This is a genomic window from Kitasatospora sp. NPDC004799 (assembly GCF_040609095.1).
Lineage (GTDB): Bacteria > Actinomycetota > Actinomycetes > Streptomycetales > Streptomycetaceae > Kitasatospora.
The window spans coordinates 1-14320 of the sequence record NZ_JBEXJK010000209.1 but is presented as its reverse complement, the minus strand read 5'-3'; the positions used below and the strand labels follow the sequence as shown (position 1 = coordinate 14320).

Genomic DNA, 14320 nt, shown 5'->3' with positions numbered 1-14320 from the left:
ACCGTCGGGCAGGCGGTCATCGCCCTCCTCGCGGTGCTGGCCGTCAGCGGCGAGTACGGCACCGGGATGATCCGCACCACGCTCACCGCGGTGCCCGGCGGCCCCGGCGGCTGGTTCGGCCGTGCCGGGAACGCGGCGCCGGACGCGCCGTTGCCTACTGGTGTTGCCACCCGCCTCATCCTCCCCTGGGGCCGGACCCGTCCCCGGGGCCCGGCCGATGGCAGCAGTATGGCCGTGACTCCCCCCGACCACACCTGACTTGCGCCGATCCTGAGCATGTCGTGCACGCTCCCCGGGACGGCCCGTGCCGCCGGTGCGGCCCGTCCTGCACCGGCCGCGCCGAGGGGTGGCGAACCGTCCGACGCGGGCCGCACCCCCCGCGGTTCCCCCGCGGTTCCCCCGCGGTTCCCCCGCCGGGCGGAGCGCGGGGGTCCGCTCACCGGCGGGCAATCCCGGGTGCGGCACCCCCTCGCTCCGTACGATGGGGCCATGCGCCTGCTTGGAACGATCTCGCCCGACCGTCCGCTGCTCGTCGTCGCCGTGCGCGAGGAGGCCGCCCACCTGGACGACCGGCTGCCCGTGCTGCTCACCGGGATCGGGAAGGTCAACGCCGCCGTCGCGCTGGCCACCGTCCTCGCCCAGGGCGAGAAGCCCTCCGAGGTGATCAACCTGGGGACGGCCGGCGCGCTGCGCCCCGGCTGGGAGGGCACTCACCACGTGGTCCAGGTGATCCAGCACGACCTCGACACCGCCACCCTGCACGCGCTCACCGGGCGCGAGTACGGCGCCCCGCTGGTGATCGGCAAGGGCGACGGGCCGGTGCTGGCCACCGGCGACCTCTTCGTCTCCGACGCGGCGGCCCGCGACCGGCTCGCCGAGCACGCCGACCTGGTGGACATGGAGGGCTACGCCGTCGCCACCGTCGCGCACCGGGCCGGGGTGCCGGTGCGGCTGGTCAAGCACGTCAGCGACGAGGCCGGGGACGGCGCCGGGCACACCTGGAAGGAGTCGGTGGACGAGTGCGCCCGCCACCTCGCCGACTGGGTGGTCGCGCAGGGCTGGTGACGCCGCGTCGAAACCGGTTTCCCGGGGTTCCGGTGCTGGCTAGGGTGGCGCGATGACCGACATCACCGCGCCGACCGACCCCACCGCCCCGACCGGCACCGCCGCGCCGACCGGCACCGCCGTCCCGACCGACACCGCCGCGCCGACCGGCACCGCCACCTCGGCCGAGCTCTCCGACGTCCGTCCGCCGAGCCTGAACGCCGACGAGCCGACCACCCTGCTGGCCTTCCTCGACTACCTGCGCGCGGCGGTGATCGCCAAGCTCGACGGCGTCTCCGACGAGGACGCCCGGCGCCCCGGCGTCGCCTCCGGCACCAGCCTGCTCTGGCTGGTCCGCCACCTCGCCGTGGTCGAGGACAACTGGTTCACCTGGGCGTACCGGGGCGTCGGCGAGCAGCCGGGCGAGACGGACGAGGAATCGCTGGACGGTGCGACGGTGGCCGCCGAGGTGGCCGCGTACCGGGCGGCGGTCGAGCGCTCCAACGCGGTGGCCGCGGCCGCCCCGGACCTGGACCGGCCGGGCGTGCGCTCGCTGCGGCCGGACGACGCCGAGGGGCCCTCGCTGCGCTGGGTGCTGGTCCACATGATCGAGGAGACCGGGCGGCACGCCGGGCACGCCGACATCATCCGCGAGCAGCTGGACGGCGCCGTCGGGCGCTGACGGCGGGCGGGGTGGGCACCCGCCGTCCCACGGCGGGCGCCCGGCTGGTGCGCTGGTCCCGGGACCGGTCCGGGACCACCGGCTCATGCTTCTGGCCGTGGGAGATTCCTAACGTTGGGGCACTCTCGTCGGCGCCCGGTGCAGGACAGGCCGGGTGGCCGACCCGCACCCGGGCCGTACTCCGCGGCCCGGTGCGCCAGGCGCCGGGGCCGCTCTGACGGGCCGTCCGAGGGATTCCGGCCGGAAGCATCGGAGGACTCCCATGGGTTGGAACCGATTCACGCTCGCCCCCGCCGGAAGCGCGGGGCTGTCGAGCCGGATGGCCTCGGTCTCCCGGATTCCCGGCAGCATGGAGACCTGGTGGATCGCCCCGAACGGGTCGGTCCAGGCCGCGTACTGGTACGAAGGCGGCCAGTGGGGCCGTTACGAGCTGGCGCCGCCCGGCAGCGCGGCGCCCAACGGCGGCATCGCGGCGGTGTCGCGCATCCCCGGCAGCATGGAGGTGTGGTTCGTCGGGGCGAACGGCTCGGTCCAGGACCGCTACTGGTACGAGGGCGGGAGCTGGCAGGGCTTCGAGCTCTCCCCGGCCGGCAGCGCCTCGGTCAACGGCGGTGTCGCGGCGGTCTCCCGGATCCCGAACAGCATGGAGGTGTGGTTCGTCGGCGGGAACGGCTCGGTCCAGGACCGCTACTGGTACGAGGGCGGGACCTGGCAGGGCTTCGAACTCTCCCCGGCGGGCAGCGCCTCCACCTACGGCGGGATCGCCGCCGTCTCCCGCGTCCCGAACAGCATGGAGCTCTGGTTCGTCGGCGGGAACCTCTCCGTGCAGGACCGGTACTGGTACGAGGGCGGGAACTGGCAGGGCTTCGAGCTCTCCCCGCCCAACAGCGCGGCCACCACCAGTGACATCGCGGCGGTCTCGCGCGTCCCGAACAGCATGGAGCTGTGGTTCGTCGGGCCGAACGGCTCCGTGCAGGACCGCTACTGGTACGAGGGCGGTGACTGGCGGGGTTTCGAACTGTCCCCGGCCGGCAGCGCGTCGCCCACCGGCGGGATCGCGGCGGTCTCGCGCGTCCCGAACAGCATGGAGATCTTCTTCACCGGGCCGAACGGCTCCGTGCAGGACCGCTACTGGTACGAGGGCGGCCTCTGGCAGGGCTTCGAACTCGCCGCCGGCGGAAGCGCCTCCACCAACGGCGGCGTCACCGCCGTCTCCCGCGTCCCGAACAGCATGGAGATCTGGTACGTCGGCGGGGACGGCTCGATCCAGGACCAGTACTGGTACGACACCTTCAGCAAGGAGTTCCACCAGGACCTCACCTCCGGCCTCCCGCTCGGCGGCTGGGCGCACGTGGTGATGCGGCAGGACGGGTTCTGGTCGTTCACCACGCACGCGCACGACAGCGGCTTCGACAACATCGACTACACGATCTCCGCCGCCGTGCTGGCGCAGGACGGGACGGTGTTCTCCTTCCAGCGCTCGGGCAGCACCGAGGGCACGGTGGCCGGCCTGCCGTTCGGCACCCCCGACCGGGACGACGACTACACCGTCACCGGCAACAACCCGGAGATCGCCGCCAAGTGGGACAGCATCCTCGCCGGCACCTTCAGGGCCGAACTCGACGGCACGGACACCCTGGTGGCCGGCGTGGTGGGAGCGCTCGGCGACCTCGTGAAGCAGATCCTCGCCGCCGCGGGGAAGGCCGCCGCGGCGGCGATCATCCGGCTCGTCTGATCCGGGCCGTCTGATCCGGGTCGTCTGATCCGGCCGTTTGATCCAACCCGGCGTCCCGTCGGCTCCGTCGGACGTGCCGTCGGGCGGTCCCACCGGCTCCGGCCCGGCTCCCACCAGGAGCCGGGCCGGAGCCCCGAGCGGTTACCGGAACGCCGACAGGTCCAGCGCCGCCAGCCGGTCCGGGTCGGTGAGCACGTCGATCGCGACGATCGCGCCGTCCACCACGGTGAACGCCATGATCGACAGCGCCCGGCCGTTGTCCCCGATGACCACCGCGCCCGCGGTGCCGTTGACCAGCGCCGGGCGGGCGAACGGCGACAGCGTGCCCCACAGGACGGCCTGGCCGGCCACCGTGCCCGCGCCGGAGAGCACCACCGTGTGCCGGGCCATCAGCGTGCCGCCGTCCGAGCGCAGCACCACGTCCGGGTCGAGGACGGCGAGCAGCGCGTCCAGGTCGCCGTGCCGGGCGGCGGCGAAGAACGCGTCCACCGCCACCCGCTGCCGCCCGAGGTCCGGGTCGGGTGCGGGCGCCTGCCCCTGCACCTTGCGGCGGGCCCGGCTGGCCAGCTGCCGGGTGGCGGCGGCGGTCTTCTCGATCAGCGGGGCGATCTCCTCGAACGGCACCGCGAACAGGTCGTGCAGCACGAAGGCCACCCGCTCGGCCGGCGACAGCGACTCCATCACCACCATCAGCGCCAGCCCGACCGAGTCCGCGAGCATCACCTCCTGCTCCGGGTCCACCACGCCCTCGCGCCCCAGCAGCGGGTCCGGGATGCGCGGCGGGCCCGGCTCGCCGTCCGGCCCGGCGGGCTCCAGCGGCTCCTCGCGGCGCTGGGCGCGGGTGCGCAGCAGGTTCAGGCAGACCCGCGAGACCACCGTGGTCAGCCAGCCGCCGAGGTTGGCCACCTCGGCGGTGTCGGTGCGGTCGTAGCGGAACCAGGCCTCCTGGAGGGCGTCCTCGGCCTCGCTGATCGAGCCGAGCATCCGGTACGCGACGGCGCGCAGGTGCGGGCGGTGCTCCTCGAAGAGCAGGGCCCGGGCGGATTTCCCGTCCACCTTCTCGTCCACGTGTCACATTCCTTCGTCGCCGGGGGTCAGGGCAGCAGGAGTCACCCAACAACGGCGGCGGCGGGGAGATCAACTCCCCGCCCGGGACGAATCGGAGACGATCATGACGAAGCGGACCGTGCTGGTCACCGGCGGTACCGGCACCCTGGGCCGGCAGGTGGTCCCGCTGCTGCGCGCGGCCGGGCTGCCGGTGCGCGTGCTCAGCCGGCGGGAGCGCCCGGCCGCCGACGGCGTGGCGTACGTGCGCGGCGACCTGCTCGGCGACCCGGCGACGGCCGCCGGGCAGCTGGACGAGGCGCTGGCGGGCGTGGAGACCGTGCTGCACCTGGCGGGCGGGCCCAAGGGCGACGACGTCGCCACCCGGCTGCTGGTCGCCGCCGCCCGGCGGGCCGGGGTGCGGCACCTGGTGTACATCTCGGTGATCGGCGCGGACCGGCTGCCGCTGGGCTACTTCCGGGCCAAGCACACCGCCGAGCGGGCGGTGGCCGAGTCGGGCCTGCCGTACACCGTCCTGCGGGCCGCGCAGTTCCACGACCTGGCGTTCACGGTGGCCGAGAAGATGGCGAAGCTGCCGCTCGTCCCGGCCCCCGGCGGGATCCGCTGGCAGCCGGTGGACGTACGGGAAGTCGCCGCCCGGCTGGTGGAGTTGGCGCTGGCGGAGCCGGCCGGAACGGTGCCGGACCTGGCCGGCCCGACGGTGTACGGGATGGCCGAGCTGACCCGCGGCTACCTCGCGGCACGCGGCCGCCGCCGCGCCCACCTGCCGGTCCGGGTGCCGGGCAAGGTCGGGCGGGCGTACCGGGCGGGGGAGAACCTGGCCCCGGCGGGGGCCGACCACGGCCGCCGGACCTGGGAGGAGTACCTCGCGGAGCGGCTGGCGGCCTGAGGCCCCCGGGCGCGGCGGGCGGTGTCGGCGGCGCGCCGTAGGGTGGCCGTCATGTCCCTCCTCGATGCGATCCGCGCCGACTCCGCCGCCGCCGACTTCCTGGCCTGGCCGGGCGAGTTCGACCCCTCCCGCCGGTACCGGCACGTCGAGGAGGTCGTCCTCGCCTCGGGCGCGGCCCTGGAGCCGGTGGCCAAGGACGGCGCGGGCGGCACCTACTTCCTCTGCGGGGACGGCGGCGAGGAGCGGCCGGTGCTGTACGCCGACTCCGAGGGCGGCGCGGCCGTGCTGGCCCTCGGGGTGCCGGAGCTGGTCCGGCTGCTGCTGGCGGTGCCGTGGTGGCGGGACTGCCCGGGGCTGACGGCCGAGGAGAGCGCGGAGGCGGCCGAGGAGTACCTGGAGGACGAGCCCGGGCTGCTCGCCGAGCGGGACGCGGCGGCCGCCGCGCTCGGGCTCGACGTCCCCTCCGCCGCCGAGGCCCTGGCGCGGCTGCGGGAGCGCGCCCTGAGTCTCGGGCCCTCGTACGTGCTGCTCAACGCGGAGGAGGGCAACGCGTACCGGCCGCTGATCGGCACCTGATCGCCGCTCAGGCCTTGGCGGCCGCCAGCACCTTGTCCGTCGTGACCACCTTGGCGAAGCGCATCGCGTGCAGGGTGGTCGCGGTGGCGCGGGCCAGCTCGGCGGCGGGGACGGTGGTGCCGTCGGGGCCGGTCATGTCGAAGGAGTGCATCGCGTCGGTCGGGAAGATCGCGTCGTAGCCGAGGTTGCCGGCCATCCGGGCGGTGGTCTCGTTGCACACGTTGGTGATGATCCCGGTGATCACGATCTGCCGGGCGCCCCGCTCCTGGAGCCAGGCGTGCAGGTCCGGGGTGCCGTAGAAGGCGCTGTTGACGGTCTTGGTGATGTGCAGCTCGGGGGTGAGCTCGGCGACGAAGTCCTTGAGCGCGTACCCCGGGTCGTCCTTGGCCAGCGGGCCGGAGGCGGAGGCGTGCTGCACGGTGACGATCGGGCGGCCGGTGGCCTGCCAGGCGGCGATCAGCTCGGCCATCCGCTGCTCGGCCTGTGGGTTGTCGCGGGGGCCGTACTGCGGGGCCTCGAAGCCCTTCTGGACGTCGATGAGCAGCAGGACGGCGTCGGAGTCGAGGGTGAGCGGGGCGTCGAAGGCGTCGGTGTTCGTCATGTGCTCCATGGTGGCCGGTGGGGCGGGGGAGGCGTGATGGGCAGAGGAGCCACCCATCGATAGATTTCTGCCAGCGGCGTTCCTGCTCTAGGTTCCTGCCATGCGAACGGTGGGTTGCCTGATCTTCGACGGTGTCCGGGCCTTCGACTACGCGGTGATCGGCGAGGTGTGGGCGAACCGGTCGTCCCGGCCCGGCCTGCCCGCCTTCGACCTGCGGGTCTGCGGGCCGGAGGGCGCCCGGGTGCGGCTGGGCGGCGGGCTGGAGCGGGTCCCCGACCACGGCCTGGCGGCGCTGGCCGACTGCGACCTGGTGCTGGTGCCCGGCATCGAGGACCCGGCCGCCCCGCGGAGCCCGGAGCTCCTGGCCGCCCTGCGGGGCGCGGCCGCCGCCGGCGTCCCGATCGCCTCGCTCTGCGCGGGCGCCTTCGTCCTCGCCGAGGCCGGTCTGCTGGACGGCCGCGAGGCCACCACCCACTGGGCGCTGGCCCCCGAACTCGCCCGCCGCTTCCCGGCGGTGACGGTCCGCCCCGAGGTGCTGTTCACCGGCGGCGACGGCCTGTGGACCTCGGCCGGCGTCGCGGCGGGCATCGACCTCTGCCTCCACCTCGTCCGCACCGCCCACGGCCAGCAGGCCGCCGCGACCATCGCCCGCGCCATGGTCACCGCCCCCTTCCGGCCGGGCGGCCAGGCCCAGTTCATCCCCTCCCCGGTCCCGGCCGCGGCCGGCGACGACCCGCTGGCCCGGGTCCGCGCCGAGGTGCTGGCCTCCCTCGACACCCCCTGGACGGTGCGCCGGATGGCCGCCGCCGCCCTGCTGTCCGAGCGCACCTTCGCCCGCCACTTCACCGCCGCCACCGGCACCGCCCCGATGCGCTGGCTGCTGGACCAGCGCGTGCTCACCGCCCAGCGCCTGCTGGAGGAGACCGACCTGCCCGTCGACACCGTCGCCACCCGCTGCGGCTTCGCCTCGGCCGTCTCCCTGCGCCCGGTCTTCACCGCCCGGGTGGGCGTGGCCCCGCGCGAGTACCGCCGCGCCTTCCGCGGCCGCGACGAGGACTGACCGAACCGGGGCTCGTCGCAGACCACAGGGCCGGGCCGTGCCGACGGCCCAGCCCTGCGGGAACCTCAGGAAATGCCGGTCGGCGGGGGTGAGGGCGTCGCGGAGTCGGACGGCGGGATCAGGCAGGGGGTCCGGACGGCGAGCGACATGCGGTTGTGGCCCCCCGTGCTGTCGACGTCGACGACGTACCGGCTGTCGGGGTGCCGAGCGGAGAAGGCGGCGATGGGCTGGGCCGTCGGGTCGCCGGCGGGGATCTCCCGGTACTCGGTGACCTTGAGCCCCTCCCCGGTGAGCAGATCCCGGACCTTCCGGAGAACGTCGTTCTGCTGGTCGTCGGGGACGTCGGCGTGCACCCCGTAGTCGAGCGTGTAGCGGCCGTCCGGTGCCGACTCACCATTCCTGCCGATGCACGGGGTGAACCCGAAGACCTCAGGTTCATCATTGATGCGGGCTCCGGTCGTCTGAGCCACATGCGTGACGATCTGGCGCGCCCAGTCCAATGACTCCTGCTTGGACTTGACGGGGAGCGGGTCGTCCTTCCCGTCGTATTTTCCGCTGCCAGGACTGGCCATACATGCTCCAAGGGTGGCGATCAGCAAGGGCGTGACGGCAATGCGGATCAGTGACCTGCCGGTGGTCCGCATGCGATGGACTGAGGTGTTCATCGGTTCCATTTCGGGGTGGTTCGTCAGTGGGGGATCGAGCCCCAGAACGGGTCCTCCTTCGGCCCGGTGGTGGGCGGAACTCCGGCGATGATCTTCCCGATGTTCTTGAGGCTGTCGGATCCGTCGGTCCAGTACCCGTCGTGACCGGAGGTGTCGACCTTGATGTTGTTTCCCCCGAAACCGGCGACATGTGGTGCGGCGCCCAAGGCCGTGTTGCCGACGAGGCGTATGGGATCGTTGGTCGCCTCTCCGATCCAGACGTGGTCGGGGTCGATGTTCAGCTGCGAGGCGGTGGCGACGCCCATGCCCGGGCTGCCGAGGGCGACGATGTCGTCGGCGTGCAGGCCGCCCGCCTGTTGGGCGGCTTCACCGACGGCAAAGGTTCCGTAGCTGTGTGCCATCCACGTGAGGTGGGTCTTCGGCTCGCCGTGGGCCACGCGGAGTCCGGTCGAGAATCTCCGCATGTCCTCGGCGCCGTCGATGCCGCGCATGGGATTCGCCGCGTTCGGAATGCTCTCCGGGGTGTCGTAACCGAGGTAGGAGATCACCGAGACACTTTGGCCGACGCCGGTTTGACGTTCGGAAGCCCGCTGGAACTGGCGGATGCGGTCGATCTGGTTCGGGACGCCGGGGAGTTCGGTCCCCGTACCCGGGACGAACACGGCGGTGTGGGCAGCCTTGTCGGGATTCCCGGTGGCGACGATGGCACGCCCGTCACCACCGTATGCCTCCGGATCGATGGAGAGGAGGAACATCTGTTTCGTCTCGTCCTTCTCGTTGGCGCTCTCCTCCAACTTCCTCCTGATCTCCACCAGTGCGTTCTTACGCTTGTCGTAGTCCTTCTGGTCCAGGCCGAACACGGAGGCCGAACCGGCCTCCAGTGCGTCGATCTTCTGGTCCAGGACGAGCCGGTTGGCCTTGTCGCGGGCTGTGGCCGGGATGCCGTCGAGGTTGCCCACCTGCGCCGCGTTCAGGGTGAGGTAGGTCTCCTGCTGGTCCAGGGTGAGGTTGTTCCACCAGGCGGCGTTCTTCGCCGGGTCTTTGCCGTCCGGGATGTACGGGTCTACCAGGTGGAGGTCCCGCATGATGCCGTCGACGGCGTACTTTGTGGTGAGGAGCGAGCCGTTCGCACGGGACGGGTCCAGGGTGTTGGCACTGAGCCGGACGAGGGCGCTGTGACCCTGGTCGCTGGCCTCCTGGGCCGCTTTCAGTGCGGCGTTGATGCGATCCTGGAAGCCCTTCATCTCCGAGCCGAGTTGCTGGCGCGCCTTCTGGGCCTCCGGGTCGTTCGCTTCTCCCTTGCCCTGCAGGGGCAGACCGAGAACGCCTTCGGCGGACACGGTCAGACCGGTGGCGGTTGCCCGGTGCACGGCGTTGGTGAGGTTGGTCTGTGCCTGGTACATCCGCTCGGCGACGGTGTTCAGGACCAACGCCGCTGCTTCCGACTCCATCCGGATGATCTCCATCTGGACTTCCGTCTTCAGCATGAACGGTTGCGCGGCCTGGGCGTCGGCACCCTCCCAGCCGCGGCCGTCCGGTCCGTTGACCTGGAGCGGTCCGTTGACCTGGTTCCGGTGGCGCTGGCCGGTGCCGTCCATGGCGTGGCCGAGGGCCTTCCAGGCCTTTGCCGCATCGCGCAGGCCGTGGGGGTCGAATCTCAGCAAGAGGTCGTAGACGTTGGTCACTTGGGCCCCTGCTGGGGTGCGGCCCATCCGCCGGCGATGGCCTGCTCGCGCTGCTCGTGGGCGGTTGCGTTGGCGTTGAGGTTGGTCGATGTGTCCACGAGACGCTGCCGCAGGTCTCCGAGCGGCTTGGCCCAGCCCGTCCCCAACTGGCCGAGTCCGCCGGATATCGACCAGCCGGTGAGCTGGGCCGAGACCGTGGTGCTGGTGTTCAGCGCTGCTTGGACGGGTTTGTCGAGCTCGTCGCTCAGTGCCTTGGCGATGCCTGCGGATGCCCGCAGGTCGGTCGGCGTTACGACGATCTTGCCGGATGTGCCGTTGTCCCCCATGTGGGTCCCCTCCCCGAAGACGGATGCATGGGCCGTGGTCCCCCGCAGAACGTAGGGCGGGAGCAGAGCGCTCCGCATCCGTACAGATACTCAGATGATATGTACGGCTCTGACGGCAGGCCGGCGAAACCCGGGATCTGTCGGGCGACGTCGTGAGGTAGGTGCGATGTGGCGGAGTCGGTCCGGATCGACCATCGGTCGGGGGCTGCCGGCTGCCAGTGCCGATGAACCGGCCCGTACGGAAGGGGAGTTCCGGGCGGTTCCGGGCGAGGGGGAGGGGTGGCGGCCCTCAGCGCCGCCACCCCGTTGGCTTCTCGGCACGGGGCCCCTGGTTCGTTGAGCCAAACCCCACCTTGGGGTGATGTCGGGTGGGGATTCGCGTGGGGACCGGTGCCGGTTCGGTGCACGGCCCCCGCGGTGCGGGCCCGCGGGCGCCCGGCGGGGTCAGGCCGTGGCGGCCTCGCGCAGGCGCTTCTTGTCCGGCTTGCCGACGGGCGTCAGCGGGATCTCGTCCACCAGGTGCAGCGCCTCCGGGGCGAAGATCCGCCCCTTGCGCTCGGTGACGTAGGCGCGGAGGTCGTCCAACCGCGGCCGCTGCCCCGGGGCGGGGACGACGGCGACGTGGACGTGCTCCGCCTCCTGGTCGTCGCGGACCCCGAAGACCGCGCAGCGGGCGACGGCCGGGTGGGTGACGAGCAGGTCCTCCACCTCGGAGGGGTAGACGTGCCCGCCGACCACGATGATCAGGTCCTTGGCGCGGTCGGAGAGGTAGAGGTAGCCGTCCTCGTCGAAGTAGCCGACGTCGCCGGTGTTCAGCCAGCCGTCCCGCAGCACCTCGGCGGTGAGGTCGGGCCGCTTCCAGTACCCGGCCATGACGGCCGCGGAGCGCAGGTGGATCTCGCCCTGCTCGCCGGTCGGCAGGTCGGTGCCGTCGAAGGAGCGGATCGCCACCTCGACGCCCGGGACGGGCCGGCCGACCGGGACCTGCCCGCCGGGGCCGATCCGGTCGTGCTCCGCCGGGGTGAGCAGGGAGATCAGCTGCGCCTCCGACATCCCGTAGACCCCGAACAGGACCGGCCCGAAGACCTTGCGCGCCTCGCGGATCCGGGTCGGCGAGGCGGCGCTGCCCCCGTACAGGACGTGCCGCAGGCTGGACAGGTCGGTGCGGCCGATCGCGGGGTGGTCGAGCAGCTGGTGCAGCAGCGGCGGCAGCAGCCAGAGGTCGGTGATGCGCTCGCGCTCGATCGCGGCCAGCACGGCGCCGGGCTCGAAGGAGCGCTGGAGGACCACCGTGCCGCCGCGGTGGAGGACCAGGTCGGACATGATCCCGGCGAGGTGGGCGAGCGGGGTGGCGGCGAGCAGGTGGGGCACGCCGTCGGCGGGGTCGCTGCCGACCGGGGCGTCGAAGACGCCGCGGTACGGGCCGTGCAGGCTGAGGATGCCCTTGGGGATGCCGGTGGTGCCGCCGGTGTGGCGGATGCTGAGGTCGTCCTCCGGCCCGATCCGGACGTCCGGGGGCTCGGCGGGGCGGTGGGCGGAGGCGGCGAGGGCGTCCTCGCCGATGGCCGGGACGCCGCCGTCCGTCGGCCCGGGGCCGAGGGTGAGGACGGTCGGCACGTCGGTCAGCGGGAGCAACTCGGGTGCCTCGGCGTACCGTTCGGCGTCCACGAGCAGCACGGCGGTGTCGACGCTCGCCGTGATCTCGGCCAGCACGGGGGTGCTCATGCCGTCGTACAGGTTCACCACCCGGGCCCCCGCCAGGCCCGCCGCGTACCGGGCGCTCAGCGCCTCGGGGGTGTTGCCGGTCAGCAGGGTCACGGTGGTGCCGCGCACGACGCCCCGGGCGATCAGCTCGTGGGCGAGGCGGTAGGTGGCGGCGGCGAACTCGCCGGCGGTGACCTCGGCGCCGTCGGCGGTGACGACGGCCGTCCGGTCGGGGCGGGAAGCGAGGGACTGGAGGATCAACCTGGGGCCGCTGACGAACTCCGCGTCGTGCATGGCTACTTCTTCCTTGTAGTTTGCAACCGTGGCCACAGGCTAACCCCACCCCCGCCGCCGTACCGGGGGCGTCCGGCCGGGATTTGGCGTGAACGGATCGCTGTCGGCGCATTCATGACGGTGCATCAGGCTCTGCCGCCTCCCGTTCGGGTGAACCGCGCCGGAGCGCGGCCGGCTCAGAACGCCGCCGGGGGCCGGAGCGCGAGGTCGGTGGCGGTGGCCCAGTGGGCGGCGGTGGCGGTGACGATCAGGTGGCCCCGCTGGGAGGGGATCCGGGGGACGAGGGCACTGCGGCAGCCGTGGCTGTGGTGCACCTCGACCGGCACCGGGACGCCGTGCAGCAGCACCTCGCCCGGGGTGGGCGGCCCGTCCAGCGGGGCCAGGTGGGTGCGCGGGTCGAGGCGGTCCGAGGTGGCCAGGAAGGTGGCGAGCTGGGACCGCGGGGTGGTGAGCGAGCCCACCCGGTGGCCGGCCGGGACGGGCCGCGAGGTCTGGACGACGGCCACGAGTTCGCCGTCCAGGTGGTAGTTGAGGTCGAGGTGGCAGAGGTACCCGTCGGAGGCCAGCCGCCCCAGCAGGAAGGACCACCCGGGCGGGGCGGCGCGCAGCACGGCGACCTGCTCGCCCCACTCCTCGGCGGTCTCGCGGTGGGTCGGTATCCGGAGGTCGCGCGGGCGGCTGTCGCGGAACAAGGGCTTCCCCCAACGAGTGGTGCGTGAACGGTCGTTGGGATGAGTATGCGGCCACCGCCCGGCGGTTCGCGGGCGGACCGGTCGGTTGGGGGAGTGCGGAGCGGTGAGTGCACTGACGGTCAAAGACCCTGGCTCTGAAAGCACATCCGGAGTTTGCACAGCCGCTTAGCCTGCGGACGGCGCATCGACGAACGCCCGCCGCACCGGATTCGAAGGCGGGCAGGTGTGCTGACGACCCGCTCCCACACCACCGAGGAAAATCCCGCATGCTGACGATGAACGGATCCGGCGCACTGGCCCACGTGGGCCGGCGGCTGGCCGGCGTACTGATCGCCTTCGCGCTGGCGGTCGGACTCATGGGCATGACGCCCTCCGCGGCGCACGCCGACACGAACGACCGCCTCACCATCATCGACTGGGACATCAGCGACCTGAACGGCGGCGGCGCCTCGCCGCACCAGCGGTACTGGGACGTGATCTCCCGGCTCCACACGCTCAGCAGCCACGACTGGTTCAGGACCGACCTGGACGAGACCGTCGTGGCGGACAACGACCAGCTCATCCAGATCAGCCTGCACCGGAACGGCGCCTACCTCGGGGCGATGTACTACTGGCCGCACAGCCTGTACCTGGCGGGCTTCTACCAGGTCGGGGGCACCCACTGGGTCTTCAACGACGGCGACGCGTCGAGGGCGCGCTTTAACCGGGTCCTGGGTGTCCAGGCGCGCACCCTCCCCTGGTCCAGCAACTACAACAACATTCCCGGTGGTGGCAACCGGCAGGACCAGCAGATCAACGGACCGAGGCTCGACAACGCCCTGCAGCAGGTCCGTCAGATCGAGGCCCTGCAGAACAGCGGCAGCGGGCGCGCCGTCCTGGCGGACTCCCTCCTCATGATGATCCAGGCCACCTCGGAGGCCGCGCGCTTCGGGCGGATCTTCGACAACGTCCGCGGCAACATCCGTGACCACGGCCTCGCCCAGATCGGCGTGGAGAACGTCAACCTGGAGACGAACTGGGCCGCGCTCTCGAACTGGGTGTACCGGGTCATGGACAACGCCGGCACGCCGCCCGTCACGATCGGCCAGGAGGGCTTCCAGCGCACGTTCTACACGCTGCCGCAGCTGATGCGGTACGTGTTCTACATGGACCTCTTCAGCGGGTCGCGCCCCCACTAGTCGCGCTCCCCTGAACGACCATCTGCCGGTGCACAGGAAGTCGGCCCGGCTGCCCGCCGGGACCACCACGATCACCATCCGTCCGGCGGCGATCGGCCAGGAGAGCACCACCAGCCGCAACGCC

At 72.6% G+C, this 14320-nt stretch carries 14 protein-coding genes and 1 pseudogene; 8 read left to right on the top strand and 7 right to left on the bottom strand.

Annotation, left to right across the window (positions count from 1 at the left end; all coding sequences use genetic code 11):
• The 4 genes and pseudogenes from ABZW03_RS24295 to ABZW03_RS24280 form a co-directional block, all read left to right on the top strand.
• Nucleotides 1-96, top strand: a pseudogene (locus ABZW03_RS24295) (ABC transporter permease); the annotation flags it as partial.
• Nucleotides 97-489: 393 nt separating this feature from the next.
• A complete protein-coding gene (locus ABZW03_RS24290; protein WP_355261988.1) occupies nt 490-1065 on the top strand; it encodes a nucleosidase in 576 nt (191 codons plus the stop codon).
• Nucleotides 1066-1117: 52 nt separating this feature from the next.
• Nucleotides 1118-1726, top strand: a complete 609-nt coding sequence (locus tag ABZW03_RS24285) for a DinB family protein (RefSeq protein ID WP_355261985.1) — start codon at nt 1118-1120, stop codon at nt 1724-1726.
• Between the two features lie 262 nt (nt 1727-1988).
• Complete coding sequence (locus tag ABZW03_RS24280; protein ID WP_355261983.1) at nt 1989-3461, top strand: hypothetical protein; 1473 nt, start codon at nt 1989-1991, stop codon at nt 3459-3461.
• Nucleotides 3462-3602: 141 nt separating this feature from the next.
• Here the strand turns inward: ABZW03_RS24280 and ABZW03_RS24275 are convergent, their stop codons facing one another.
• On the bottom strand, nt 3603-4529 hold the full coding sequence (locus tag ABZW03_RS24275) for a sigma-70 family RNA polymerase sigma factor (RefSeq protein ID WP_355261980.1): 927 nt from the start codon (nt 4527-4529) through the stop codon (nt 3603-3605).
• Between the two features lie 103 nt (nt 4530-4632).
• Between ABZW03_RS24275 and ABZW03_RS24270 the strand changes: the two genes are divergently transcribed.
• Both ABZW03_RS24270 and ABZW03_RS24265 read left to right on the top strand, forming a co-directional pair.
• Nucleotides 4633-5415 (top strand): NAD(P)H-binding protein, encoded by a 783-nt coding sequence (locus ABZW03_RS24270; protein ID WP_355261977.1) that lies wholly within the window; start codon nt 4633-4635, stop codon nt 5413-5415.
• Between the two features lie 51 nt (nt 5416-5466).
• Complete coding sequence (locus ABZW03_RS24265; RefSeq protein ID WP_355261974.1) at nt 5467-5991, top strand: hypothetical protein; 525 nt, start codon at nt 5467-5469, stop codon at nt 5989-5991.
• Between the two features lie 7 nt (nt 5992-5998).
• On the opposite strand, the gene ABZW03_RS24260 is transcribed toward ABZW03_RS24265, so the two are convergent.
• Nucleotides 5999-6592, bottom strand: coding sequence for a cysteine hydrolase family protein (locus ABZW03_RS24260; RefSeq protein ID WP_355261972.1), 594 nt, complete (start codon nt 6590-6592; stop codon nt 5999-6001).
• A 100-nt stretch (nt 6593-6692) separates the two neighbouring features.
• On the opposite strand from ABZW03_RS24260, the gene ABZW03_RS24255 reads away from it, so the two are divergent.
• Complete coding sequence (locus ABZW03_RS24255; protein ID WP_355261969.1) at nt 6693-7652, top strand: helix-turn-helix domain-containing protein; 960 nt, start codon at nt 6693-6695, stop codon at nt 7650-7652.
• A gap of 65 nt (nt 7653-7717) precedes the next feature.
• Here the strand turns inward: ABZW03_RS24255 and ABZW03_RS24250 are convergent, their stop codons facing one another.
• The 5 genes from ABZW03_RS24250 to ABZW03_RS24230 form a co-directional block, all read right to left on the bottom strand.
• On the bottom strand, nt 7718-8326 hold the full coding sequence (locus ABZW03_RS24250) for a hypothetical protein (RefSeq protein WP_355261966.1): 609 nt from the start codon (nt 8324-8326) through the stop codon (nt 7718-7720).
• Between the two features lie 14 nt (nt 8327-8340).
• Nucleotides 8341-10002, bottom strand: a complete 1662-nt coding sequence (locus ABZW03_RS24245) for an alpha/beta hydrolase (RefSeq protein WP_355261963.1) — start codon at nt 10000-10002, stop codon at nt 8341-8343.
• Entirely contained in the window at nt 9999-10328 is a 330-nt protein-coding gene (locus ABZW03_RS24240) for a hypothetical protein (protein WP_355261960.1), read from the bottom strand. The genes ABZW03_RS24245 and ABZW03_RS24240 overlap by 4 nt, the downstream gene beginning before the upstream one ends.
• 444 nt (nt 10329-10772) lie before the next feature.
• Nucleotides 10773-12326, bottom strand: coding sequence for an AMP-binding protein (locus tag ABZW03_RS24235; RefSeq protein WP_355261958.1), 1554 nt, complete (start codon nt 12324-12326; stop codon nt 10773-10775).
• Between the two features lie 176 nt (nt 12327-12502).
• The gene (locus ABZW03_RS24230) at nt 12503-13018 is read right to left on the bottom strand and encodes a hypothetical protein (protein ID WP_355261955.1); all 516 of its coding nucleotides are present in this window, start codon (nt 13016-13018) and stop codon (nt 12503-12505) included.
• Between the two features lie 266 nt (nt 13019-13284).
• Between ABZW03_RS24230 and ABZW03_RS24225 the strand changes: the two genes are divergently transcribed.
• Nucleotides 13285-14196 (top strand): ribosome-inactivating family protein, encoded by a 912-nt coding sequence (locus tag ABZW03_RS24225; protein WP_355261952.1) that lies wholly within the window; start codon nt 13285-13287, stop codon nt 14194-14196.
• Nucleotides 14197-14320: the final 124 nt, after the last annotated feature.

Bases quoted from the DNA above. Each gene is read 5' to 3' on its own strand.
- ABZW03_RS24280 (WP_355261983.1), top strand. From the start codon at position 1,989: ATGGGTTGGAACCGATTCACGCTCGCCCCCGCCGGAAGCGCGGGGCTG.
- ABZW03_RS24285 (WP_355261985.1), top strand. From the start codon at position 1,118: ATGACCGACATCACCGCGCCGACCGACCCCACCGCCCCGACCGGCACC.
- ABZW03_RS24260 (WP_355261972.1), bottom strand. From the start codon at position 6,592: ATGACGAACACCGACGCCTTCGACGCCCCGCTCACCCTCGACTCCGAC.
- ABZW03_RS24235 (WP_355261958.1), bottom strand. From the start codon at position 12,326: ATGCACGACGCGGAGTTCGTCAGCGGCCCCAGGTTGATCCTCCAGTCC.
- ABZW03_RS24225 (WP_355261952.1), top strand. From the start codon at position 13,285: ATGCTGACGATGAACGGATCCGGCGCACTGGCCCACGTGGGCCGGCGG.
- ABZW03_RS24265 (WP_355261974.1), top strand. From the start codon at position 5,467: ATGTCCCTCCTCGATGCGATCCGCGCCGACTCCGCCGCCGCCGACTTC.
- ABZW03_RS24240 (WP_355261960.1), bottom strand. From the start codon at position 10,328: ATGGGGGACAACGGCACATCCGGCAAGATCGTCGTAACGCCGACCGAC.
- ABZW03_RS24290 (WP_355261988.1), top strand. From the start codon at position 490: ATGCGCCTGCTTGGAACGATCTCGCCCGACCGTCCGCTGCTCGTCGTC.
- ABZW03_RS24250 (WP_355261966.1), bottom strand. From the start codon at position 8,326: ATGGAACCGATGAACACCTCAGTCCATCGCATGCGGACCACCGGCAGG.
- ABZW03_RS24270 (WP_355261977.1), top strand. From the start codon at position 4,633: ATGACGAAGCGGACCGTGCTGGTCACCGGCGGTACCGGCACCCTGGGC.
- ABZW03_RS24255 (WP_355261969.1), top strand. From the start codon at position 6,693: ATGCGAACGGTGGGTTGCCTGATCTTCGACGGTGTCCGGGCCTTCGAC.